General features: G+C 69.4%; 17 protein-coding genes and 1 pseudogene. 4 read left to right on the top strand and 14 right to left on the bottom strand.

Annotated features, from left to right (window positions below):
- Positions 1-3: 3 nt before the first annotated feature.
- Entirely contained in the window at positions 4-987 is a 984-nt protein-coding gene (locus OHA10_RS26635; protein WP_371401491.1) for a S41 family peptidase, read from the bottom strand.
- A 56-nt stretch (positions 988-1,043) separates the two neighbouring features.
- Here OHA10_RS26635 and OHA10_RS26630 point away from each other — a divergent pair, with 56 nt between their 5' ends.
- Entirely contained in the window at positions 1,044-1,565 is a 522-nt protein-coding gene (locus OHA10_RS26630) for an ArsR/SmtB family transcription factor (protein WP_371401490.1), read from the top strand.
- Between the two features lie 343 nt (positions 1,566-1,908).
- On the opposite strand, the pseudogene ftsZ reads toward OHA10_RS26630, so the two are convergent.
- From ftsZ to mraZ, 13 genes and pseudogenes are all read right to left on the bottom strand, one after another.
- Positions 1,909-3,162: pseudogene (gene ftsZ / locus OHA10_RS26625) on the bottom strand (cell division protein FtsZ); the annotation flags it as partial.
- Between the two features lie 160 nt (positions 3,163-3,322).
- A complete protein-coding gene (locus OHA10_RS26620; protein ID WP_371401489.1) occupies positions 3,323-4,063 on the bottom strand; it encodes a cell division protein FtsQ/DivIB in 741 nt (246 codons plus the stop codon).
- An 18-nt stretch (positions 4,064-4,081) separates the two neighbouring features.
- Complete coding sequence (gene murC, locus OHA10_RS26615) at positions 4,082-5,554, bottom strand: UDP-N-acetylmuramate--L-alanine ligase (protein WP_371401488.1); 1,473 nt, start codon at positions 5,552-5,554, stop codon at positions 4,082-4,084.
- Positions 5,551-6,639, bottom strand: coding sequence for an undecaprenyldiphospho-muramoylpentapeptide beta-N-acetylglucosaminyltransferase (gene murG, locus OHA10_RS26610; RefSeq protein ID WP_371401487.1), 1,089 nt, complete (start codon positions 6,637-6,639; stop codon positions 5,551-5,553). The genes murC and murG overlap by 4 nt, the downstream gene beginning before the upstream one ends.
- 22 nt (positions 6,640-6,661) lie before the next feature.
- Positions 6,662-7,912, bottom strand: a complete 1,251-nt coding sequence (ftsW, locus tag OHA10_RS26605; protein ID WP_371401486.1) for a putative lipid II flippase FtsW — start codon at positions 7,910-7,912, stop codon at positions 6,662-6,664.
- Between the two features lie 15 nt (positions 7,913-7,927).
- On the bottom strand, positions 7,928-9,364 hold the full coding sequence (murD, locus tag OHA10_RS26600; protein WP_371401485.1) for a UDP-N-acetylmuramoyl-L-alanine--D-glutamate ligase: 1,437 nt from the start codon (positions 9,362-9,364) through the stop codon (positions 7,928-7,930).
- Positions 9,361-10,443, bottom strand: coding sequence for a phospho-N-acetylmuramoyl-pentapeptide-transferase (gene mraY / locus OHA10_RS26595; RefSeq protein WP_137254530.1), 1,083 nt, complete (start codon positions 10,441-10,443; stop codon positions 9,361-9,363). Before mraY ends, murD begins: the two co-directional genes overlap by 4 nt.
- The gene (murF, locus tag OHA10_RS26590; RefSeq protein WP_371401484.1) at positions 10,440-11,831 is read right to left on the bottom strand and encodes a UDP-N-acetylmuramoyl-tripeptide--D-alanyl-D-alanine ligase; all 1,392 of its coding nucleotides are present in this window, start codon (positions 11,829-11,831) and stop codon (positions 10,440-10,442) included. The genes mraY and murF overlap by 4 nt, the downstream gene beginning before the upstream one ends.
- A complete protein-coding gene (locus OHA10_RS26585; RefSeq protein ID WP_371401483.1) occupies positions 11,828-13,354 on the bottom strand; it encodes a UDP-N-acetylmuramoyl-L-alanyl-D-glutamate--2,6-diaminopimelate ligase in 1,527 nt (508 codons plus the stop codon). Before OHA10_RS26585 ends, murF begins: the two co-directional genes overlap by 4 nt.
- Positions 13,355-13,404: 50 nt before the next feature.
- Positions 13,405-15,141, bottom strand: a complete 1,737-nt coding sequence (locus OHA10_RS26580; RefSeq protein ID WP_371401482.1) for a peptidoglycan D,D-transpeptidase FtsI family protein — start codon at positions 15,139-15,141, stop codon at positions 13,405-13,407.
- Between the two features lie 499 nt (positions 15,142-15,640).
- Positions 15,641-16,285 carry a hypothetical protein gene (locus OHA10_RS26575; protein ID WP_371401481.1) on the bottom strand — a complete coding sequence of 215 codons (645 nt, stop codon included), beginning with the start codon at positions 16,283-16,285 and terminating at the stop codon, positions 15,641-15,643.
- Positions 16,285-17,250 carry a 16S rRNA (cytosine(1402)-N(4))-methyltransferase RsmH gene (gene rsmH, locus OHA10_RS26570; protein ID WP_371401480.1) on the bottom strand — a complete coding sequence of 322 codons (966 nt, stop codon included), beginning with the start codon at positions 17,248-17,250 and terminating at the stop codon, positions 16,285-16,287. Before rsmH ends, OHA10_RS26575 begins: the two co-directional genes overlap by 1 nt.
- 226 nt (positions 17,251-17,476) lie before the next feature.
- Positions 17,477-17,908 (bottom strand): division/cell wall cluster transcriptional repressor MraZ, encoded by a 432-nt coding sequence (gene mraZ / locus OHA10_RS26565; RefSeq protein WP_130446673.1) that lies wholly within the window; start codon positions 17,906-17,908, stop codon positions 17,477-17,479.
- A 543-nt stretch (positions 17,909-18,451) separates the two neighbouring features.
- Here mraZ and OHA10_RS26560 point away from each other — a divergent pair.
- From OHA10_RS26560 to OHA10_RS26550, 3 genes are all read left to right on the top strand, one after another.
- The gene (locus OHA10_RS26560) at positions 18,452-19,357 is read left to right on the top strand and encodes a MoxR family ATPase (protein WP_233714799.1); all 906 of its coding nucleotides are present in this window, start codon (positions 18,452-18,454) and stop codon (positions 19,355-19,357) included.
- 3 nt (positions 19,358-19,360) lie between these two features.
- Positions 19,361-20,647, top strand: a complete 1,287-nt coding sequence (locus OHA10_RS26555) for a DUF58 domain-containing protein (protein ID WP_371401479.1) — start codon at positions 19,361-19,363, stop codon at positions 20,645-20,647.
- Between the two features lie 97 nt (positions 20,648-20,744).
- Positions 20,745-23,102, top strand: a complete 2,358-nt coding sequence (locus tag OHA10_RS26550; protein WP_371401478.1) for a transglutaminaseTgpA domain-containing protein — start codon at positions 20,745-20,747, stop codon at positions 23,100-23,102.
- The last annotated feature ends 133 nt before the right edge of the window (positions 23,103-23,235 follow it).

Raw genomic sequence — 23,235 nt, 5'->3', positions numbered from 1 at the left:
AGGTTATCCAGCCACAGCCACCGGACCCAGCACCGTCCGCGCCTCGTCCGTCACAGCGTTCCGCTCCGGCTCGGCCGGCAGCCCGATCACGTGCTCGGCCGCCCGGCGATAGGCCTCGTCGAACGCCTGCTCCGCCGGCACCTCGAGATCGGGAGCGACGCCGGTGCCCTCCCAGTTGGTCCCGGAGACCTGGTTGACCGAACGCGCCACCGGCACCGAGGCCTCGAGCTGCTCGTGCAGCTTGAAGCCGCGACGCGGGTGCGCGCCTCCGCCCGTCGTTTCACCCACGACCGTCGCCCGCTTGAACTGCTGCAGGTTGTACGCCAGCTCCTCGCCGCCCGAGAAGGTCGCCGTACTCGTCAGCACCCAGATCGGCTTGTGCTTGCCGAAGCGCGGACCCGGAACGTACGGCGCCGTCCAGAACTGCCGCGTTGTCCCTTCGGCCGGGTTGACCAGGTCTTGCAGGTGGACCGGCTCGTCGGAGTCGAGCAGGTAGCTGCAGACGAACGCGACCTGATCAGGCGATCCGCCGAGGCAACGGCGCAGGTCGAGGAGCAACGCGTCGGTCGACGCCAGCAGCGACAGCGCGGCTGTGACCGCGGAGCCCGCGAGCTCGGGGGGATACAGCAGCGGCCGGATCTCCAGCAGCCCGATGTTGCCGTCGAGCCTTTCGACGCGCGCCATCCCGCCGGCGTCGAGCTCGGCCCGGCGGCGCCAGTGCGCCTCCTCCGCCGCCGGGTCCGTCTCGTCCGGCAACCCTTCGCGGCGGAAGATCAGCCGCAGATGCTTGTCCCGGTTACCGAGCTGCAGGTCGGCCGTGACGTGCTCGGCCAGTTCCTCCGGGGTCCGGAGCTCGTCGTACCGGCCGTCGGCGACCGCCGTCGCCAACCGGTCCCGGACCTCCGCGCCGACCTCGGGGAAGACGTAGTGCTCGCCGACCAACGCGCCGAGCCGGCCGAGGACGGATCTGATCTCTTCGGTTTCCATGACTGGAGTAGAGCATCCGGATTGACAAAGCGTCAAGAATATTCGACGCTTTCATCATGGCCGAGATCGTGGATCATCTGGAGGTGACGAGCGCCGCGCAGTTCAAGGCGCTCGGGCACCCGTTGCGGCACCGTCTGCTGTTCGCGCTGGGCCAGGAGGCCGCGACGATCAGCCAACTGGCCGCCGCGCTCGGGACGGCGAAGGGCAACGTCGCCCATCACCTGGGCGTGCTTCGCGACGCCGGCATGGTGCACGTCGCAGAGACCAGGCAGGTCCGCGGTGGGACCGAGCAGTACTACCGCCGGTCCGTCCGGCGGTTCGGCTTCTCCGGCGAAGGCGCGCGGGCGAACAACACCGTCGCGCTACAGGCAGTCGCGGCCGACCTGGAGACGGCCGACCCCGACCCGATGTTCACAGTGCGGAACCTGCGGCTGACCGCGGCCCAGGCAGAAGAGCTCGCCGAGACCCTGAGCGGGCTGGTCGACGGGCTGACCGATGCCGGCCCGGACGAGGCGCGGTACGGCGTCGTCGTGTCGGTCTACCGCCCGCGCCAGGCTCAGCCGCCGACCGACGGCTGAGCTCCCGTTACTTCAGGAAGTCGGGGATGTCGAGGTCTTCCTCGGGCTCCGGCTTCTTCGGCTTCGGCGTGCTGGACTGTGCCGGCTGGCCGGACTGGCTGCCTGATGAAGAGCTCGGGCCGTGGGTCGGCCAGGAGTGCTGGGTGGACGGCGCGGTCGGCGACGCCGGGGTGTGCGGTGCGGACTGGCCCTGCTGGACGGTGCGGACCGGGTCACCCGGCTGCGGACGGGCGGAGTTCGTCGTACCTACGCCGTTGCGCGGCTCGGTCGGTGCGGGCACCGGGACCGTGTCGTCGGTCGGAGTCGGCTGCGGGGCGGACGAAGGCGCCGCCTGGTTCGAAGCCGGCTGCTGGCCCGGCGCCGCCTGCGTGGGCGCGGACTGCTGGCCGTTGGACATCGGCTGGGCCGGCTGCCCGGTCGCGCCGGGGGTCTGTCCCTGCTGCCCGCCGGTGAACTGACCGCCGGCCGGTGAGCCGGTCCCGGATTGGCCGGGCTGCTGACCGCCAGGCTGGCCGGACTGCTGACCCGGCGCCTGTCCCTGGCCGAACTGCTGGCCCGGCGTCGAGCCGCCCGACATCGGGGCCGAGTAGCTCTGCGGACGGGAGGACTGCGGGCGGGCCTGGTTCATCGCCTGCTCGCGGCGCTTGGGCATGCCGCCGTCGAAGCCGGCCGCGATCACCGTGACGCGCACCTCGTCGCCGAGGGCGTCGTCGATGACCGCGCCGAAGATGATGTTCGCGTCGGAGTGCGCGGACTCCGACACCAGTTGGGCCGCCTCGTTGATCTCGAACAGGCCCAGGTCGGACCCGCCGGCGATCGAGAGCAGGACGCCGTGCGCACCCTCGATACTTGCCTCAAGCAACGGAGACGAGATGGCTGCCTCGGCGGCCGCGACCGCACGGTCCTCGCCGCGGGACGAGCCGATACCCATCAGCGCCGAGCCGGCGTTCGACATGACTGCCTTGACGTCGGCGAAGTCGACGTTGATCAGACCGGGCGTGGTGATCAGGTCGGTGATGCCGGAGACACCCTGCAGCAGCACCTGGTCGGCCTGCTTGAACGCGTCCAGCACGGACACGGCGCGGTCGGAGATCGTGAGCAGCCGGTCGTTCGGAATGACGATCAGCGTGTCGACTTCTTCGCGGAGGGTGGCAATGCCGTCCTCGGCCTGGGTCGCGCGCCGCTTTCCTTCGAAGGAGAACGGCCGCGTGACGACACCTATGGTCAACGCGCCCAGCGAGCGGGCGATCCGGGCCACGACGGGCGCGCCGCCGGTGCCGGTGCCACCACCCTCGCCGGCAGTGACGAAGACCATGTCGGCGCCCTTGAGCGCCTCCTCGATCTCCTCGGCGTGGTCCTCGGCGGCCTTCTGCCCGATCGCCGGGTTCGCGCCGGCGCCCAGCCCGCGGGTCTCCTCGCGGCCGATGTCGAGCTTGACGTCCGCGTCGCTCATCAACAGCGCTTGCGCGTCGGTGTTGATCGCGATGAACTCAACGCCCTTCAGACCGTGCTCGATCATCCGGTTGACGGCGTTCACGCCGCCCCCGCCGATACCAACGACCTTGATGAGTGCCAGGTAGTTCTGCGGTGCCGCCACGTCCGCGCCTCTCGCCTCGTTCGTTTCCCGTTGTCCAGCGAAAAGACTGAACCTCAAGTGAATGCTTAGACTTATGTCAACTTTAGATTACGACGCACGGTACGGGACGCTTCCGGCCAAAGTCCACGCGCCTCGCCGCGCATGAGCCGGATGTGACTCGTCACCGCTTTTCCCCTTTGGTGACAGGGAGATCGGGCGCGGAGACGTCGTACACCTTCGCCTGCCGCTTCATCAGCACGCTCAGTACCCCGGCCTTGCGCTCACTGTCATCGGAACTACCCCAAACGACCTTCACACCCGAGCTGAGGTTGAGCGTGATCGAGTCCGGCGACGCTGCCGAGATCGTGCCCACCTGTGCCCGCAGGCTGTCCGGCAGTGCGGCCGAAACCGTCACCACCGAGTGGACCGTGACGTCGCGCCGTACGCCGGTCACCTTCGCCTCCGGCAGTCCGGCCGGACGGTTCGGCACCGTGCGATACGACGTGCCGGTCGCGTCGACCAGCTCGAACCGCGAGCCGTCGGTGACGACCACCACCGGAACCCGTTCGGTGACGACGATCACGATCTTGTTCGGCCAGGCGCGGGTCACCTGCGCGTCCGCGACCGCCGGGATCGTCCGCACCCGGTCGGCGATCGACCGCAGGTCGACCTTCGCCAGCGGGGTGCGGATCGGCACGGCCGCAGTCTGCTCGATCGTTGCCAGCGGCACCGTGTCGGCGCCGCTGATCCGGACACCCGAGACCGCGAGCGCGGAGGAGAAGTAGAACAACCAGACGATCAGCCCGGCCACGACGACGAGTCCGCCGCCGATCGCCCAGGGCAGCCAACTCCGCCGGCGCACCAGCCGCTGCCGGCGCGCGAACCGCTGCTGTGCCCGAGCCAGATCAACGCTCTGGCTCATTCAACAAACCCCACCCTTTTACTCCACCACAGGTGTGAGCGCCTCGGCCGCAGGCTCGCGGGCCGATTCGCGCTCGGCGGCGCGTTCGGCCAGCAGACCAACGACTTCCGGGCCGATCAGGGTCACGTCGCCCGCGCCCAGCGTCACCACCAGGTCACCCGGCTCTGCCAGGTCCGCGACCAGCTGCGGTACGGCGGACCAGGACGGCTCGAACCGGACCTGGTCCGGCTTCAGCGGCACGTGGTTGGCGATCAGCGCGCCGGTGATCCCCGGCTCCGGGTCCTCGCGGGCCGCGAACACGTCCATCACCACGACCTCGTCGGCCAGCGCCAGCGACTCGGAGAACTCCTTGGCGAAGATCCGTGTGCGGCTGAACAGGTGCGGCTGGAAGCACGCGATCACGCGCCCCTCCCCCGCCACCGTGCGTGCCGCGGTCAGGTCGACGGCCAGCTCGGTCGGGTGGTGCGCGTACGAGTCGAACACCCGCACGCCGTCCTCGAGCCCCTTGAACTCGAACCGCCGGCCGGTGCCGGTGAACGCCGCCAGCCCTTCGGCCAGATCGGCCGCGGAGAAACCGAGCCCGAGCCCGACCGTCAGTGCTGCCGCCGCGTTCAGCGCGTTGTGCTTGCCCGCCTGCTGCAGCTGCACCATCGGCAGCCTTCGCCCGCGGTACACCGGCACGAACGACTGCGTCGCGCCGTTCGCCGTGATCTCGGTGACATGCAGATCCGCGTTCTCGGACTCGCCGTACGTCCGTACGTCGATGCCGCGGTCGCGCGCGTACTCCGCCAGCCGCCGGGCGCCGGCGTCGTCCTGGCAGATCACCATGAAGCCCTCGGGCAGCACGCGGTCGCAGAACTCCTCGAACGCCTTGCGGTAGCTGGCCTCGTCGCCGTAGTTGTCCAGGTGGTCCGGCTCGACCGAGGTGACGATCGACACCTCGGGCGAGTAGGTCAGGAACGACTTGTCGGACTCGTCCGCCTCGGCGACGAACAGGTCGCCGCTGCCGTCGTGGGCGTTCGACCCGGACTCGTTCAGGTTGCCGCCGATCGCGTACGACGGGTCCGCGCCGCAGTGCTGCAGCGCGACCGTGAGCATCGACGTCGTGGTCGTCTTGCCGTGCGTGCCGGCGACCGCGAGCGTACGGCGGCCGACCATCACCGAGGCGAGCGCGGCGGCCCGCGGCAGGATCGGGATCCCGGCCTCGCGGGCGGCGACCACCTCGGGGTTGGTCTCACGGATCGCGGTCGACACCACCACCGTGTCGACGTCCTTCACGTGCTCGGCGGCGTGACCGACCCAGCAGGTCGCGCCGAGGGCCCGGAGCGCGGCGAGCACCTTGCCGTCCTTGGCGTCGGACCCGGACACCTCGATCCCGCGGGAGGCCATGATCCGGGCGATACCGGACATGCCGGCGCCGCCGATTCCTACGAAGTGCACTCTGCCCAGCTTCTCGGCCGGCAGCAGCGTGTCAGGTGCGGTGACGATCACGACGCAGACCTCACCACATCCAGGATGATTCGCGCCAATCGCTCGTCGGCATCCGTCCGGATCACACCGGTCGCAGCTGTGGACATGGCTGTCAGACGCTCGCGGTCGTGCAGAAGTTGCGGGACATTCGCCCGGACCCAGTCCGCGGTCATCTGCGCGTTGTCGATCAGCACACCTCCGCCCACGTCCACCACGGGCTTGGCGTTCAGCCGCTGCTCACCGTTACCGATCGGCAGCGGAACGTAGATCGCGGGCAGTCCGACGCCGGAGACCTCGGTCACGGTGTTCGCCCCGGACCGGCAGACGACCAGGTCGGCCGCGGCGTACGCCAGGTCCATCCGGTCGACGTAGTTCAGGACGACGTACGGATAGCGGCCGGTCTGCGGTACTTCGAGGCTGTTCTTCGGGCCGATCGCGTGCAGGACCTGGATACCTGCCGCCTGCAGGTCGGCCGCGGCGCCGGAGACGGCCTCGTTGATCTGCCGCGCACCCTGCGACCCGCCGGTGACGAACAGCGTCGGCGCATCCGGGTCGAGGCCGAAGAACTGCCGGGCCTCGGCCCGCAGCGCGGCCCGGTCGAGCGTCGAGATCGCGCGCCGGATCGGCAGCCCGACGTACTCGGCGTGCGGCAGCTCGCTGCCGGGGAACGACGTCTTCACGTGCTGCGTGCAGTAGCGGGCGGCGAACTTGTTCGCGATCCCAGGCACCGCGTTGCCCTCGTGCACGACGATCGGCGTCTTCCGCCGCCAGGCGGCGACGTACGCCGGGGTGGACACGTAACCGCCGAACCCGACCAGGACGTCGGCCTTCGCCTCGTCGAGCACCCGCCGGGCCGCGCTGACCGAGGCCAGCATCTTCCCCGGTACGGCGAGCAGCGCCGGCGTGGGCTTGCGGGGCAGCGGCACCGGCGGGATCAGCTCCAGCCGGTAGCCGGCCTCCGGCACCACCCGGGTCTCGAGGCCGCGCTCGGTGCCGAGGGCGAGGATCTCGACGGTCGGGTCGATCCGGCGCAGCGCGTCGGCGGTGGCGATCAGGGGTGAGGTGTGGCCGGCGCTACCGCCGCCGGCCAGAACGATGCTGGGCACAGCTTTCAACGCTCCCGCGGGTTCACTTGTGTTGCGGCGTACGCCGCGAAGGCAGCCACCCGAACCGTGGCCGCCGGGTCTCTTTCAGGGCGGCCTGCGCGCCGGGCTCGGCCTTCGCGAAGGACAGCAGCATGCCGATCGCGATCAGCGTCGGCAGCAGTGCGGAACCACCGTACGACAAAAGCGGGAGCGGGATACCCACGATGGGTAGCAGTCCGATCACGGCGCCCAGGTTGACGAGCGTCTGGGCCATGATCCAGATGGTGATCCCCGCCGCCGCATAGCGGACGAACGGCTCGGTGTTCCGGGTCGCGATCCGCACTCCGGCGTACGCCAGCGTGAGGAACAGAGCAAGCACGGTGAGCGACCCGACCAGGCCGAGCTCCTCGCCGATCACCGAGAAGATGAAGTCGGTGTGCGCCTCCGGCAGGTTGCTCCACTTCTGCCGGCTGTTGCCGATGCCGACGCCCCACCAACCGCCGGTGGAGAGCGCGTAGAACGAGTGGTACGCCTGCCAGCCGACACCCATCGGGTCCGAGAACGGGTCCAGGAATGACGTGACCCGCTGCATCCGGTACTTCTCCGCGTTGACGAAGTACGTCGCGACCGCGCCGACCACGACGATCGTCGCGACGAACAGGCGGGTCGGTGCGCCGACGATCCAGATCATGCCGATCATCACGGCCATCAGTACCAGCGCCGTACCGAGGTCGTGCTGCCCGACCACCAGCGCGATCACCAGACCGCAGACCGGCACCATCGGGACCAGCAGATGCTTCCACTGGGTGAGCAGTTTCTCCTTGCGCGCATAGAGATCCGCACACCACATCACCATTGCCAGCTTGGCGAACTCGCTCGGCTGGATCTGCAGCGGTCCGCCGAGGTTCAGCCAGTTGGTGTTGCCGTTCACGCCGACGCCGAGGCCGGGGATGTAGGTCAGCACGAGCAGGAAGATCGAGCCGAGCAGCGCGACGTACGCGAGCATGCGGAAGTGCCGTGGTGTCATCCGCGAGGCGACGTAGGCCATCGGCAGGCCGACCACGACCCAGATCAGTTGCCGGACGAAGATCGTGTAGCTGTTCCCGTTGACCCGCAGCGACAGCACACTCGATGCCGACAGCACCATCATCAGCCCGAGCACCAGCAGCAGGCCGGTCGCGCCGAGCACGATGTGGTACGACGTCAGCGGCCGGTCGAGCACGTCCCGGATCGCCGCGACCCAGGGCCGTTCAGCGTTCTTCCTGCCCTCGGGCTGATCCGCGATCGAGGTCACGCGATCACCTCCGGATCAGTTACCGAGCGCGCGTACGGCTTCGGTGAAGGCGTCCCCACGGGCTCCGTAGTTGGCGAACATGTCCCAGGATGCGCAGCCGGGCGCGAGCAGCACGGTGTCACCCACCTGTGCGAGCTTCGCCGCCTCCCCCACCACGATCTGCATAGCTCCAGTGTCTGTTGCCTCGACGACGATCCTCGGGACATCTGGTGCGTGTCGCTCGAGTGCTTCGGCGATCACCTGCTTGTCCTGGCCCATCAGCACGACGGCCCGCAACCGCTCGCGGGCCGCGATCACGAGCTCGTCGAACGTCGCACCCTTGGCCTGGCCGCCGGCGATCCACACCACGTGCTCGTACGCGAGCAGCGAGGCCTGCGCGGCATGCGGGTTGGTCGCCTTCGAGTCGTCGACATAGTTGACCCCGGCAACCTCTGCGACCTGCGCGATCCGGTGCTTGTCCGGCCGGAACCCGCGCAGCCCGTCGCGGACCGCGGTCGCCGGTACGCCGAACGCCCGCGCCAGCGCGGCCGCGGCCAGCGCGTTCGCGATGTTGTGCGGTGCGGCCGGCGTGACATCGGAGATCATCGCCAGCTCCAGTGCGGACGTCGCCCGCTGCTCGATGAACGCCCGGTCGACCAGCAGGTCGTCGACGATCCCGACCATCGACAGTCCCGGCGTACCGAGGGTGAAGCCGATCGCGCGGCAGCCCTCGATCACGTCCGCGTCCATCACCAGCTGCTCGGTCGCCTTGTCCGCGACGTTGTAGACGCACGCGATCTGGCAGTTCTCGTAGATGCGGCCCTTGGCCTTGGCGTACGCGTCGAGCGAGCCGTGCCAGTCGACGTGATCCGATGCGACATTCAGGACGGCGGCCGAGTGTGCCGACATCGAATACGTGTAGTGCAACTGCTGGCTGGACAGCTCGACCGCGATCACGTCGTACGGCTCGGGGTCCATCACGGCCTCGAGCAGCGGCAGCCCGACGTTGCCCGCGGCAACGGTCCGGAGACCGGCGGCCCGCAACATCGCGGTCAGCATCTGGACGGTCGTGGTCTTGCCGTTGGTGCCGGTGAGGCACAACCACGGTGCGGCGTTGGCCGGGTCGCGCAGTCGCCAGGCCAGCTCGATCTCGCTCCAGATCGGTACGTCGCGCTCGGCGGCCTGCGCGAGCAACGGCGCGTGCGGCGGTACGCCGGGAGACGTGACGACGACGTCGACGTCCTTCGGCAGCTCCGCCGTACTGCCCGGGCCGAGCGTGATCGTCGCACCGAGCGTCTCCAGGATCACTGCCTTCTCACGCAGCGCCTCGTTGTCGCGATCGTCGAGTACGACGAGGTGCTCGGCGCCGGCCTGGATCAGGGAGTCGGCGCAGGCGTAGCCCGCAGTACCGAAGCCGAGCACGACGAACCGTGTCGTCGCCCAACCGTCGTCGGTCCGTGTCTCGAGACTCATCCGGTCACCCATTCCGCGTAGAAGACCCCGAGACCGATCACCACACACAGGCCTTGGATGATCCAGAACCGGATCACGACGTTGACCTGCTCCCAGCCGAGCATCTCGAAGTGATGCTGCAGCGGCGCCATTCGGAAGAGTCGTTTCCCGACTCCCGCCGTACGTTTTGTCACCTTGAAGTAGCCGACCTGCAGGATGACCGAGGCGGTGATGATGACGAACAGACCGCCGAGCAGCAGCACGAGCAGCTCGGTCCGGGTCATCACCGCAAGACCTGCCAGCGCACCGCCGAGCGACAGCGAACCGGTGTCACCCATGAAGATCTTGGCCGGCGACGCGTTCCACCACAGGAACCCGAACAGCGCGCCGGTCAGACAGGCCGCGACCACAGCCAGGTCATGCGGATCTCGGACCTCGTAGCACTTGGCGCCGACGCCCTGCGCGGTCGCGCAGCTCTGGTTGAACTGCCAGATGCAGATCAGCGTGTAGGCGCCGAACACCATCATCGACGCGCCCGTCGCGAGCCCGTCCAGGCCGTCGGCGAGGTTGACGCCGTTCGACATGCCCGCGATCAGCAGCAGGATCCAGATGATCACCAGGATGGCCGGCAGCTCCAGCCAGCCGATGTCGCGGATGAACGAGATGAACGGCGAGGCCGGCTTCTGCCCACGGTCGTCCGGGAACTGCAGCGCCAGCACCGCGAAGATCACCGCGACCATTGTCTGGCCGGCGAGTTTCGCCTTGCTGCGCAGGCCGAGGCTGCGCTGCCGGAAGATCTTGATGAAGTCGTCGAGGAAGCCGACCGCGCCCATTCCGGCCATCAGGAACAGCACGAGCAGGGCGGATGCGGTCGGAGCGGTCATCGTGAAGACCTTCGCCGCGAAGTACCCGACGATCGTGGCCAGGATGAACACGGTGCCGCCCATCGTCGGCGTACCGCGCTTGGTGTGGTGCGAGGTCGGGCCGTCGTCGCGGATCTCCTGACCGTAACCGCGCTTCGACAGCAGGGCGATCGCCCAGCGGGTGCCGATCAGCGTCAGCACCATCGCGACGGCGCCGCCGAACAGGATCGAGATCACTGCAGGTCCTCCAGCAATGCCTCAGCGAGGCTGCGCAGTTTCGAGCCCTTAGAGGACTTCACCAGTACGACGTCTCCCGCGCGCAGCTCGGACCTGAGCAGTTCGAGCGCTTCCGGGATCGTGTCGACGAACACGGACTCGTTGCCCCACGAGCCTTCCAGCGAGGCGCCGAGATGGATCGGTTTCGCGCCCTCGCCGACCACGACCAGCCGGTTCACGTCCAGCCGTACGACGAGCCGCCCGATCGCGTCGTGCTCGTCGGCCGAGGTGTCGCCGAGCTCGAGCATCTCGCCGAGCACCGCCCAGGTCCGCGCGTCCCGCGACCGGCCGATGGCGACCAGCGACTTCAGCGCCGCGCGGGTCGAGTCGGGGTTGGCGTTGAACGCGTCGTTGATGATCGTCACACCGTCGGCCCGCTCGGTCAGCTCCATCCGCGCGGCCGACACCCGGGTGGCGGCGTTCAGGCCGTGGGTGATCTGCTCCGGCGTCAGGCCGATCGCCGACCCGACCGCCGCGGCGGCCAGCGCGTTCGACACGTAGTGCTCGCCGATGAACTGCAGCTGCACGTCGCCGCTGAAGTCGCCGAGATGCAGGGCGAACGCGGGACGTCCTTCCGCGTCGAGCTTGACGCCCTCCGCGCGGATGTCGGCCTCGGCCGCCTCGCCGAACGTCAGCACGCGGGCCAGCGTCCGGCTCCGCATCGCGGCGACCCGGTGGTCGTCGGCGTTCAGGATCGCGATGCCGTCCGCCGGCACCGCCTCGATCAGCTCGCCCTTGGCGAGCGCGATGTTGTCCTGCGATCCGAACTCGCCGATGTGCGAGGTGCCGACGTTCAGCACCAGGCCGATGTCCGGCGGGGTGATCCCGGTCAGGTAGGTGAGGTCGCCCTGGTGCCGCGTTCCCATCTCGGCGATGAGGTACTTCGTCGTCGCGGTCGCCTGCAGCGCGGTGAGCGGATGCCCGAGCTCGTTGTTGAACGATCCCTCGGGCGACACGGTCTCGCCGTACGGACGGATGACCTGGGCGATCAGGTCCTTGGTGCTGGTCTTGCCGGACGAACCGGTGAGGGCGATCACGGTCAGGTCCGGCAGCTTGCCGACGACAAACCGGGCCAGATCGCCGAGGGCGCGCTGCGGGTCGTCGACGACGATGCACGGGCTCCCCTCGATCGGCCGGGTGGTCAGCGAGGCGGTGACGCCTGCCGCGGTCGCCGTACCGACGTAGTCGTGCCCGTCGACGCGCTCACCGGGCAGGGCGACGAACAGCCCACCCGGTTCGGCGGCTCGCGAATCGATCACCACCGAGCCGTCGACGACGGCCGCGGGCTCGACGCCCACGAGCTCGCCGCGGACGGCGTCGGCGATCTCGCCGCAACTGACAGGGATCACCGGTCTGCCTCCAACAGGTCACGCACGGTTTCGCGGTCGTCGAACGGGTGGATCACACCGCCGACGTCCTGGCCGGTCTCATGGCCCTTCCCGAGTACGACGACGGTGTCGCCCGGGCCGGCCAGGTCGATCGCGGACGCGATGGCCTGCCGGCGGTCGCCGATCTCGTGCAGGTCGACGGCCGGAAGCGCCTCCCGCGCACCTTGCACGGCCGCGGCGCGGATCGCCGCCGGGTCCTCGCTGCGCGGGTTGTCGTCGGTCACGATCACCACGTCCGCGGTCCGGGCGGCCGCGGCGCCCATCGCCGGCCGCTTCCACGGGTCGCGGTCACCGCCACAGCCGACGACTGCGAACAGCCGGCCCTTGGTCGCGCCACGCGCCGCCTGCAGCGCCAGCTCGACCGCGTCCGGGGTGTGTGCGTAGTCGACGATCACGGCCAGGCCGTCCTCGCGGGTGAACAGCTCCATCCGCCCGGGCACGGCCGCCGTCCGAAGACCGGCCGCGATCGCGTCGGCGGGTACGCCGGCCTGGCGCAGCATCACGGTCGCCAGCAGTGCGTTGGCGATGTTGAACCCGCCCGGAAGCGCGATCTCCAGCGTCAGCGTCTCGTCCGGCCCTGTCGCGTCGAACACAGTCGTGCCGTGCTCGGACTGATGCCGGTTGGCCACGGTCCAGTCGGCGTCGCCCTTGGTCGACACAGTGACCAGCGGTACGACGGTCTGTGCCGCCAGCCTGCGTCCGTACTCGTCGTCGATGGTCACCACAGCTACATCACACCGCTCCGGGGTGAACAACGAGGCCTTCGCCTGGAAGTACTCCTCGAACGTCTTGTGGAAGTCCAGATGGTCCTGCGTGAGGTTGGTGAACCCCGCGACCGCGAATCGAGCACCGTCGACGCGCCCCAAGGCCAGCGCGTGGCTCGACACCTCCATCGCGCACCACTCGACCGCCCGCTCCCGCATCACCGCGAACAGCGCCTGCAGGTCGGTGGCCTCCGGCGTGGTCCGGACACTCTTCACGACCTCGTCGCCGACACGCGTTTGAATCGTCCCGATCAACGCTGCCGGACCGAGCCCCCGCAGTACGGCGTCCAGCAGGAAGCTGGTCGTGGTCTTGCCGTTCGTCCCTGTCACCCCGAGCAGCCGCAGCTCACTGGTCGGCTCGCCGTAGACACGGGACGCGACCGCGCCGAGGACGCTGCGCGGGTTGTCGACAACCAGCACCGGCAGTCCGGTCGCAGCGGCCCGGTCAGCTCCGGTGGGGTCGGTGAGTACGGCGATGGCGCCGGCCTGCTGGGCTTTCGCGACATACTCCGCACCATGCGTGACCGCACCGGGCAGAGCGGCGTACAGGTCGCCGGGAAGGACGGAACGCGAGTCGAGGGTGACGCCGGTAACCGCTGCCGGCGACTCTGCCGGCAGCTGTGTGTGGGCGACGCTCGCGAGGTCGGCGAGGCTGACCGGCACGACGTGCCGTGGCCTGATCGCTGCGACCGCGCCGCCTGCGGCGGTAGGGGTGGACACGGGCCCTGAGGCTACCGCTCCGGACCCTGTGACTCCTACCTGACCCTGCGTCACCAAGTCAGCGGAATGCTCGGCTGCTGCGCCCCCGATGGCGGCACGACGTACTTCTGCAGCGCGTAACTCATCACGTCCCGGAACACCGGTCCTCCCTGGAAGCCACCACCCCGCGCACCGACGGGATCGTGCAGTACGACGTACGTCATGAACCGTGGGTTGTCTGCCGGGGCAAATCCGGCAAAAGAAGTCGCCCACCTGCCGTACTTGCCGGTGCCCGGGACGACCTGCTGCGCCGTGCCGGTCTTGCCTGCGACCAGGTAACCGTCGATCGCGGCCTGCGGTGCGGTGCCGCCCTTCTTCGACGTCACGGCCTCCATCATCGTCGTGACGATCTTGGCCGCCTGCTCGCTGACCACCCGCCGTGGCGCCGCGGTCTGGTTCGGAATCGTCGTGCCGTTCGCGTCGACGTAGTCGCGGACGAGCTTCGGCGGGACGTAGATGCCGCCGTTGGCGACCGCGTTCACCGCCGCCGCCTCCTGCACGGCGTTCACGGCGAGGCCCTGGCCGAAGGCGATGTTCGACCGGCTGATCTCGGGCCACTCGTCGCCCGCCGGCATCCGGCCGTTGGTCTCGCCGGGGAAGTTCAGGCCGGTCGGCTCGCTGAAGCCGAAGTCGTGCAGGTATTTCACGAACTGCGGGATCTGCATCTGCCGGGCCGCGAGGATCGTGCCCACGTTGGACGACTTCGCGATCACGCCGGCCGCGGTCAGGTGCAGGGTCCCGTGGTCCCAGTGGTCCTTGATGGTCCGGCGCTGCACGTCGATGCTGCCGGGAACGACGAGCTTGGAGTCCGGCGTGATCAGCCCGGCGTCGGCGAGCGCGGCCATCGTGACCACCTTCTGCACGCTGCCGGGTTCGTAGGAGCGCTCCAGGGCGGGGTTGCTCAGGTTGGTGGTCTTCGTCACCGGCTGGTTCGGGTCGAACGAGGGGTAGTTGGCCATCGCGAGGATCTCGCCGGACTTCACGTCCATCGTGATCACCGTCCCGGCACTGGCCTTGTACTGCTTGACCGCCTGTTCGATCCGCTTCTCCGCGAAGAACTGCAGATCGGTGTCCAGGGTCAGCTGTATGCCGACACCGGGCTTGGGCTCCTCGACCGTGTGGTTCGCGTTCGGGATCTTGTTGCCCTTGGTGTCGACCTCGTACATCGCCCGGCCGTCGTGGCCGGACAGCTTGTCGTTCAGGCCGTACTCGAGTCCGGACAGGCCCTTGCCGTCGGCACCGGTCACGCCGACCACGCTCGCGGCGATGCTGCCGTTCGGGTGGCTGCGGATCGGGTCGTCCTCGGTGTACAGGCCGGCCAGCAGCGGTGCTGCCTGGTCCTGCGGTCTGCCCTTGTTCTGCTGGGAGATGGTCGCGTTCGCGGTCTTGATCTCGGCCTGGATCGCGCTCCACGTCGTCGGCGGGACGTGGTGCGCGAGGTAGGCGAAGCGGCCCTTGCCGGTCATCGCGGAGATCAGCTTGCCGTACGTCGTACCGGTGACCTTCGGCGCGAGGATCGAGGCGAGCTGCTGCGCGACGGGCTTGGTCTGTGTCGGGTCCGCGGTGATCGCTACCGCGTCCTCGGAGACCGCGAGCTCGACGCCGTTGCGGTCGGTGATCGCGCCGCGGGTCGCGTGCAGGATGAACGGCTTCGTGTTCTCCCGGGTCGCCGCCTGCGCGTAGCTGTCCGGGTCCACCCCCTGCAGCAACACGAGCCGCCCGGCGAACAGCGACAACACAAACGCCATCACCCCGAACGTAACCCGCAACCGCACCGCCGGCCGCCCCAACCGCAACATCCGAGGCGCCTTCCGCACCTTCCGCCGCTTGGGCCGAGGCTGCGGCCGATTCTGCGGCGGCCGCTTCTTGGCAGCACTCTTCTTTACTGCCGCCTTCTTGGCCGGCGCTTTCTTCGCCGGGGCCTTCCGCTCCGCGCCGTCCGGTCGACGGCGCGGCACCGGCCGGCCCGCGGCCGCCTTCTTGCGCGGGGCTGCTCGCCCGGCGCTCTCCGGGGCTGGGCGGCGTCGCCGTTCTCCCTCACCACTCGAGGGCCGGCGTGGAGCGCCGCTCTCCTCCTGGGCTTGGCGGAGGAGTCTTTCGCGGGTGGATTCGGGGCGTGGTGGAGTGGAGCGGGGACTGTCTGTAGCGGACGGACGACGGGGTTGAGCCTTGCGGGGTGGGTTCTCCCGGCCCGGTGTGGCACCACGTTTGCGTGGCGGCTCGTTTCCCCGTCGATCCGTCATCCGATCATCCCCGTGTGGTCGTAGCAGGCTTCTTCGTCGTGACCGGCGGCTTCGTCGTCCCGGTCGGCGGCTTCGTCGTACCCGTCGGAGGCTTGGTGGTGCCCGTCGGAGGCTTGGTGGTGCCGGCCGTCGGCTTCACCGGCGTGGTCGGCTTCACCGGCGACTTCGTCGTCGGCTTCACCGCGGGCGGCTTGGTGGCAGTGCCGGTCGGCGTACCCGGACCGAACATCGCCGTACCCGTCCCGGCCTTGCCCTCGGCCGGCACACCGAGCACCCGCCCGTCGGACAGCCGCAGGAACACCGGGTTCGGGTTCGGCACCATGCCCATCCGCAGCGCGCGGTCGGACAGGTTCTGCGGCGACTCCAGCGTGCGGACCTGCTTCTCCAGCAGCTCCTGCTGGTCGCGCAGCTGATCCGCCTGGGCGCTCAGCTTGGTGACCTCGAACGTCCCGCTCTGCAGCTGCGTGTTCAGCAGCAGCAGACCGACCAGCCCTGCGGCCAGCAGCGAAACCACGAAGATGACGAACGGCATCCGCGGCGGCCGGAACGGCGCGCCGTACACCACCCGCAGCCGCGGCTCGGTGCGCTTCTTCGCAGTGCTGGGGACCGGCGTCACCCGCGCCTTCTGCGGGCTGAAGACAGTGCTCATCAGGCCACCAGTCCCTTCTCCCGGATTCGTGTCGCCGCCCGCACCCGGGCGGACGCCGCGCGCGGGTTCGCGGCGACCTCTTCCTCGGTCGGTCGCTCGGCACCGCGGGTCAGCAGTTTCAGATACGGCTCATGTCCGGCCGGGATCACCGGCAGGTCGTCCGGTACGTCGGTCTTCGTGCCGGCCGCGAACGCTTGCTTGGTGATCCGGTCCTCGAGCGAGTGGTAGCTCATCACCACGATCCGCCCGTGCAACGCCAGCGCCTGCAGCGCGGCCGGCAGCGCACGACGCAGTACGTCGAGCTCGCCGTTCACCTCGATCCGCAGCGCCTGGAACGTCCGCTTCGCCGGATGTCCTCCGGTACGCCGGGCCGCCTGCGGGATCGCGTTCCGGACCAGCTCGGACAGCCGCGCGCTGTTCGTGAACGGCTCGGTCTCCCGCTCCCGCACGATCCGGTCCGCGATCCGGCGGGCGAACTTCTCCTCGCCGTACTGGAACAGGATCCGGGCCAGGTCGGCCGCGCTGTAGGTGTTGACGATGTCGGCCGCGGTGGTCGGGCCGGTCGAGTCCATCCGCATGTCCAGCGGCGCGTCCTGCGCGTACGCGAACCCACGGTCGGCCTCGTCCAGCTGCATCGACGAGACGCCGAGGTCGAACAGGATCCCGTCGATCGCCGGTATGCCGAGATCCGCGAGCGCCCGCGGCAACTCGTCGTACACCGCGTGCACGAGCGTGATCCGGTCCTCGTACGGCGCGAGTCGCTCGCCGGCCAGCTCCAGCGCGGCCGGGTCCCGGTCGAAGCCGATCAGCCGTACGTCGGGGAACTGCCGCAGGAACGCCTCGGAATGACCGCCGAGGCCGAGGGTGGCGTCGACGACGACCGCGCCGGGACGCGCGAGTGCCGGCGCCAGCAGCGCGACCACGCGCTCCAGCATCACCGGCACATGCCGCTCCGCAGCGTTCATCTCGACCCTTCCCGTCACTGCCCTGCCCCTGCGGGAGCGACCCTGCCCCCGCAGGTCTTGTGTGGTACGTAGACAGCACCGTCCGGTCAGATCGCGGGTACGCCTCCCGGGGAAGTACCTGATGGCCTTGGCGCCGGGGAAGTGACGCCAACACTGCAGGTCGGAAGTCGGACCCGTGATCTCACCGGACGGTCGGTGTGTCCTCGCACTCTGTTCAGCTGTGCCTCTAGAAGATGCCTGGCAGCACTTCCTCGGAGAGGTCGGCGAACGCCTGCTCCTGCTCCGCGGAGTACCGGTTCCAGTTCTCCGTGTTCCAGATCTCCACCCGGTTCATCGCCCCGATGACGACGCAGTCGCGATCCAGTGACGCGTAATCACGCAACATCGGTGGGATGGTGACCCGGCCCTGCTTGTCCGGCATCTCGTTGGAGGCGCCGGCGAACAACATCCGTAGGTAGTCCCGGGCACCCTTGTTGGTGATCGGAGCCTGCTTCAACTGCTCGGTCAGCTGGACGAACTCACGCTCCGGCCACACGGACAGCGATCGCTCCTGCCCACGCGTGATCACCAGACCGTCGGCCAGCTCGTCGCGGAACTTCGCCGGCAGGAACAGCCGTCCCTTGTCGTCGAGCTTGGGGAAGTGAGTTCCGAGGAACACGCTCCACCTCCCCGTTGCGGACTCTCCGACTCAGGCGAGTGTTTCCACCACTTCAGTTCCACTGCGCTCCACCTTACTCCACTTTCCACCACCGTCAACCAACTTCCGCCCCATTCCGCCCCCGCGCCGCGTGAATCCACGCCTGCTTTCCCGCGTGTCGCTGCCGACTCAACCGTCTGGCCCTCCCCATCGCTCCACTTCCTTCCTCCACTTCGCTCCACCGGGAAATTGATGAACCGTCCGCCGCGGTTCGTCGTGAACCTTCTGCGGACTCGGAACGTCGTACGGCGCACGCACGCTTTTCCCGCCCGTACGCTTGGAGGGACGACTCCGACCCCGTGAGGGCGTGCGCCGATGAACACCGAAACGCCAGGTAACGAAACCCCCGCCGCACTAGGCCCGACCCCTACAGCGGGTGAGAATGTGTCGGCAGTCAACGAATGGGGAGGACACAGAGTGAGCACCACCGCGACCAGCTCGCCGCTGGCAGGAGCCGGGGACTTCGACGAGCTGTCCGAGGTGGCGGGCCGCGTCCGCCGGGCCATGGAGCAGGTGATCGAGGGCAAACCCGACGTGGTCGAGGTCGCCATCACCGTTCTGCTGGCCGAGGGACATCTGCTGATCGAGGACGTGCCGGGCGTCGGCAAGACGATGCTGGCGAAGGCGCTGGCGAAGTCGATCGACTGCACCGTGCGCCGGATCCAGTTCACGCCGGACCTGCTGCCGTCGGACATCACCGGCGTCTCCGTCTTCAACCAGGAGATCCGCGACTTCGAGTTCAAGCCCGGCGCGGTGTTCGCGAACATCGTCGTCGGCGACGAGATCAACCGTGCCTCGCCGAAGACCCAGGCCGCGCTGCTGGAGTCGATGGAGGAGCGCCAGGTCACCGTCGACACCACGACGTACCACCTGGACGCGCCGTTCATGGTGATCGCGACGCAGAACCCGATCGAGATGGAAGGCACCTACCCGCTCCCCGAGGCACAGCGCGACCGGTTCATGGCCCGCGTATCGATGGGCTACCCGGAGCCGGCCGCCGAGCTGCGGATGCTCGACGGGCACGCGGCCGACGACCCGCTGTTGAGCCTGCAGCCGGTCACCGACGGCCAGCAGATCCTCCGGCTGGTGAAGACGGTGCAGTCCGTGCACGTGTCCGAAGGTGTGAAGGAGTACGCCGTCGCCCTGGTCGGCGCGACCCGGCGGTCGCAGGAGCTGCGGCTCGGCGCCAGCCCGCGGTCGACGCTGCACCTGATCCGGGCGGCGCGTGCGGCGGCAGCGCTCGACGCACGCGAGTTCGTACTGCCGGACGACATCCAGGAGCTCGCGGTGCCGGTCCTCGCGCACCGGGTGCTCCCAGCGGCTGAGGCGCATCTCGGTGGGCGCGGTGCAGCCGACATCATCTCCGGGTTGGTGTCCAGCGTGGCCCTCCCCCGCACCCGCCGGGACTGAGACATGCGGCAGGCACTGCGCGGACTGACCACCAGGGGGCGGGCGTTCGTCGCGGCCGGTCTCACCGCATCGCTCTGCGCGCTGCTCCTCGGCCAGAAGGACCTGCTGCGCGTCGGCATCCTGCTGGCCGCGCTGCCGGTCGTCGCCGCCCTCGTCGTCGGCCGGACCCGACTGCGACTGCAGGTACGGCGCAGCCTCGCGCCGGACCAGGTCCCGGTCGGGACGCAGGCGACCGTGGAGCTGACCCTGAGCAACCAGGGCCGGATGCCCGCGGGGCTGCTGCTGCTCGAGGACCGCATTCCTTATGTACTGGGTCACCGGCCGCGGTTCGTCGTCGACCGCGTGAGTCCGAACTGGCGTCGTACGGTCACCTATCCGGTCAAGTCCGACGTACGTGGGCTGTTCCAGGTCGGGCCGTTGATGCTGACCGTGGCCGACCCGTTCGGGCTGGTGGAGACCAGCCGGACGTTCACGCGCAGCCAGCATCTGCTGGTCACGCCGCGGGTGTACCGGCTGCCTGAGATCCGTCTCGGCGCGGACCGGGCCGGCTCGGGCGAGAACCGGCCCCGGGCGATCGCCGCTGCTGGTGAAGAGGACGCGACGGTCCGCGAGTACCGCGACGGCGACGACCTGCGCCGGGTGCACTGGCGCTCGACTGCTCGCCGCGGTGAGCTGATGGTCCGCCGTGAGGAGCAGCCCTGGCAGAGCCGGTGTGCGTTGTTCCTGGACGCGCGGACGATCTCGCACCACGGGCACGGTCCGTCGTCCAGCCTGGAGTGGGCGGTCAGCGCGGCCGCGTCGGCCGGGATCGACCGGATCCGGCGCGGGTATGTCACCACGATGCTCGGCGGACCGACCACGCTGAACGCGATCACCCACCGGACGTCCGCGTCGGTGCACCAGCCGCTCACCCAGCAGCAGCTGCTGACCGAGTGCGCGACCGTCGAGGAGCACAAGTACGCCGAGCTCGGTCCGCTGCTGACCGTCGATCGGCACGCGCAGGAGCCGAGCCTGGTGATCGCGATCCTGGGCGCCTGTAGCACCGATGACGTCATCGCCCTGAACCGCTGGCGGACCAGCCAGGCGACCGGAGTCGCCCTGCTGCTGGACGCGGCCAGCTGGGCGGTCGGCGCCGAGGCGACCGAGAAGGCAGCCCGGCTGACCGCCGCCACAGACGCAACCGAGAACGAACTACGCCGCAACGGCTGGCGAGTAGCCAGAGTCCGCCGCGGCGACCACCTCCCCACCGTGTGGTCCGGCCTCGGACTACGGAGCGGACGGATCGCATGACTCTCTTGATGCCACGCCTCCGGCGCGGCGGGTCACCGGGCTGTGACTCCCGCCCTTCCCTCGTCGCTCCGCTCCTCAGTCCAGGGCGGGAGGCCCGATGACCGGTCACGCAAGGATCTCTATCGCTGCCTGGGGAGCGACCGTGCTCGGGTCGCTCGTGCTGACGCCGGTGTTCTCCGGGCCGTTCCTGTTCATCAGCGCGTTCCTGTGCGCGGTGGTGACGGGGATCGGGGTCCTGCTGCAGAACCTGCGGACCCCGCGGATCGTCGTACCGATCGTTCAGCTGCTCGTGCTGGTGGAGCTGCTGTCGCTGTTCTTCCTGCACGGGACGATGAAGTTCGGGCTGATCCCGTGGAAGGCGACCGCGCTCGAGTTCAACTCGCAGATGGTCGACGCGATGGACTCGATCAACCGGTTCAGCGCGCCGCTGCCGCAGGACTCGCATCTGACCCTGTTCGCGGTTTCGGTGATCACCGCGACCGGGCTGCTGATCCACATCATCGCCGTACAGCTGCGGCAGGCCGCGTGGTCGGGCCTGCTGCTGCTGATCATGTACACGGTGCCGGCCGCGACCGTGCACGGCGGGCTGCCGGCGTTGCTGTTCATCCCGCCGGCGATCGGCTACATCGTCCTGCTCTCCGCGGAAGGCCGCAGCCGGCTCAGCCGCTGGGGCCGCCGGATCTCGGGCGTCTCGCACCTCGACGCGGCCGAGCCCGTCGAAGCGTCGGCGCTCGGCCAGGCCGGTCGCCGGATCGGGCTGACCGTGGTCGCGATCGCTGCACTGCTGCCCGCCTTGCTACCTGCGCTGCCGGAGGGTGTGGTCGGCAACGGTCTGGCCGGCGGCGGCACCGGCAACGGGCTCGGGGCGTCGATCTCGTCGACCGACCCGATGCTCGACATGGGCAAGAACCTCAAGCGCGGCGACAACGTCGTCGCACTCACGTACAAGGGCGGTCCCCCCGGCGGCACGTATCTGCGGCTGACCGCGCTCGATCTGTTCGACGGCAACACCTGGCGGATCTCGCAGCGCGACTCACCGCACAAGATCACCGGTGACCTGACCGCGCCGCCCGGCTACACCGGTGACCTCTCCAAGGTCCCGCAGACCAGCATGGAGATCGACGTCACCCGGACGTTCCGCTCGCAGTTCGCCCCGGTTCCGTACCCGTTGCACTCGATCTCGCTGAAGCGGGACTGGCAGTACGACGCGGAAGCGCTGGACGTGGTCTCGTCGAACGGGTCGATCGTCGCGGGCAAGAAGTACAAGCTGACGTCGTACGACCTGCAGCCGACGCCGCAGGACTTGCACGACTCGATCACCACGAGCGACCCGGACCAGTACACCGGGACCGTGCCACAGCGGACGCCGAACGACATCAAGCAGAAGACGTTCGAGGTCGTCGCTCCGGCCGGCGACAACAAGTTCGAGGCCGCGGTGCTGATCCAGAACTGGTTCCGCAGCGGCGACTTCACCTACAGCACCGCGAACGCCAAGGGCAGCGGGATGTCCGCGCTCGAGGACTTCCTGCTGAAGAACAAGACCGGGTACTGCGAGCAGTTCGCGACCGGGATGGCGCTGATGGCGCGGATCATCGGGATCCCGTCCCGGGTCGGGATCGGCTTCCTGCCCGGTACGGCCGGCAAGGACGGCGAGTTCACCGTCCGGATGCACGACATGCACGCGTGGCCGGAGCTGTACTTCCAGGGCATCGGCTGGGTCCGGTTCGAGCCGACGCCGTCCGCCCGGGTCTCGACCACGCCGAACTGGACCGTCCCCGCGACCGGCGACCCGACCAGCCCGACGACCGCGCCGACCAGCGTGCCGAGCACTCCGGGCGCCGGCGAGACCCCGGGGATCGACAAGCCGCGGCACGACCCGAACCTGCCGGACCAGAGCTCCGTCGGGATCGTTGACTCCGGCAACTGGTTCACCAACGGCGGTGGACAGGTGATCGCCGGGATTCTCGGCGTCGGCCTGCTGCTGTGCATCCCGTGGATGATCCGCGCGGCGACCCGGCGGCGACGGTTCCTGAGACCGCCCGGACGGGCAGGCGCCGAGGGGTTGTGGGCGGAGATCCGCGACACCGCGCGAGATCTGGGGCTGGACTGGTCCGAGATCTCCACCCCGCGGCAGACCGGCCAGTGGTTGCTCTCCAAACTCCCCGACGAAACCCACCTGGCGGCCCGCAAGCTGGCGCGCGGGATCGAAGCCCTCCGGTACGCCGGCGACGCCGACCCCGACCTGGACCTCCGGCCCGAGGCATCCGCCGTCCGCAAGGCGCTGTGGACCCAAGCCCCACGCCGCCGCCGCTGGCGAGCCCGCTTCCTGCCGCCGTCGTGGCGCTGGTACCTGAGCCGAGGCAGCACGGAAGCTTCGGACTTGCTCGACGAGTTCGACCTCCTCCTCGCCCGCCTACGCTCGCTGGTCCTCCCCAAACGCCCCCACACCAACTGACCCCCGGGGTGCGTGACCCAGCCCCTCACGCACCCCAGGCGGGATCGGTTGCCGGTGCGGAGCGCCGGCACGGCGCACGTTCTTCACCCCGCGCTGGGGCGCGGCGCGTCAGCGCCTTCGGCGTGCGTGTGCG

It is taken from the genome of Kribbella sp. NBC_00662, assembly GCF_041430295.1.
Taxonomy (GTDB): domain Bacteria; phylum Actinomycetota; class Actinomycetes; order Propionibacteriales; family Kribbellaceae; genus Kribbella.
This window is presented reverse-complemented; position numbering and strand designations above follow the sequence as displayed.

What these genes read in the sequence shown, in the direction of transcription:
- OHA10_RS26635 (WP_371401491.1), bottom strand. Translation starts at nt 987, where the DNA reads ATGGAAACCGAAGAGATCAGATCCGTCCTCGGCCGGCTCGGCGCGTTG.
- OHA10_RS26630 (WP_371401490.1), top strand. Translation starts at nt 1,044, where the DNA reads ATGGCCGAGATCGTGGATCATCTGGAGGTGACGAGCGCCGCGCAGTTC.
- OHA10_RS26620 (WP_371401489.1), bottom strand. Translation starts at nt 4,063, where the DNA reads ATGAGCCAGAGCGTTGATCTGGCTCGGGCACAGCAGCGGTTCGCGCGC.
- murD (WP_371401485.1), bottom strand. Translation starts at nt 9,364, where the DNA reads ATGAGTCTCGAGACACGGACCGACGACGGTTGGGCGACGACACGGTTC.
- OHA10_RS26580 (WP_371401482.1), bottom strand. Translation starts at nt 15,141, where the DNA reads ATGGCGTTTGTGTTGTCGCTGTTCGCCGGGCGGCTCGTGTTGCTGCAG.
- OHA10_RS26575 (WP_371401481.1), bottom strand. Translation starts at nt 16,285, where the DNA reads ATGAGCACTGTCTTCAGCCCGCAGAAGGCGCGGGTGACGCCGGTCCCC.
- rsmH (WP_371401480.1), bottom strand. Translation starts at nt 17,250, where the DNA reads ATGAACGCTGCGGAGCGGCATGTGCCGGTGATGCTGGAGCGCGTGGTC.
- OHA10_RS26560 (WP_233714799.1), top strand. Translation starts at nt 18,452, where the DNA reads ATGGAGCAGGTGATCGAGGGCAAACCCGACGTGGTCGAGGTCGCCATC.
- OHA10_RS26555 (WP_371401479.1), top strand. Translation starts at nt 19,361, where the DNA reads ATGCGGCAGGCACTGCGCGGACTGACCACCAGGGGGCGGGCGTTCGTC.
- OHA10_RS26550 (WP_371401478.1), top strand. Translation starts at nt 20,745, where the DNA reads ATGACCGGTCACGCAAGGATCTCTATCGCTGCCTGGGGAGCGACCGTG.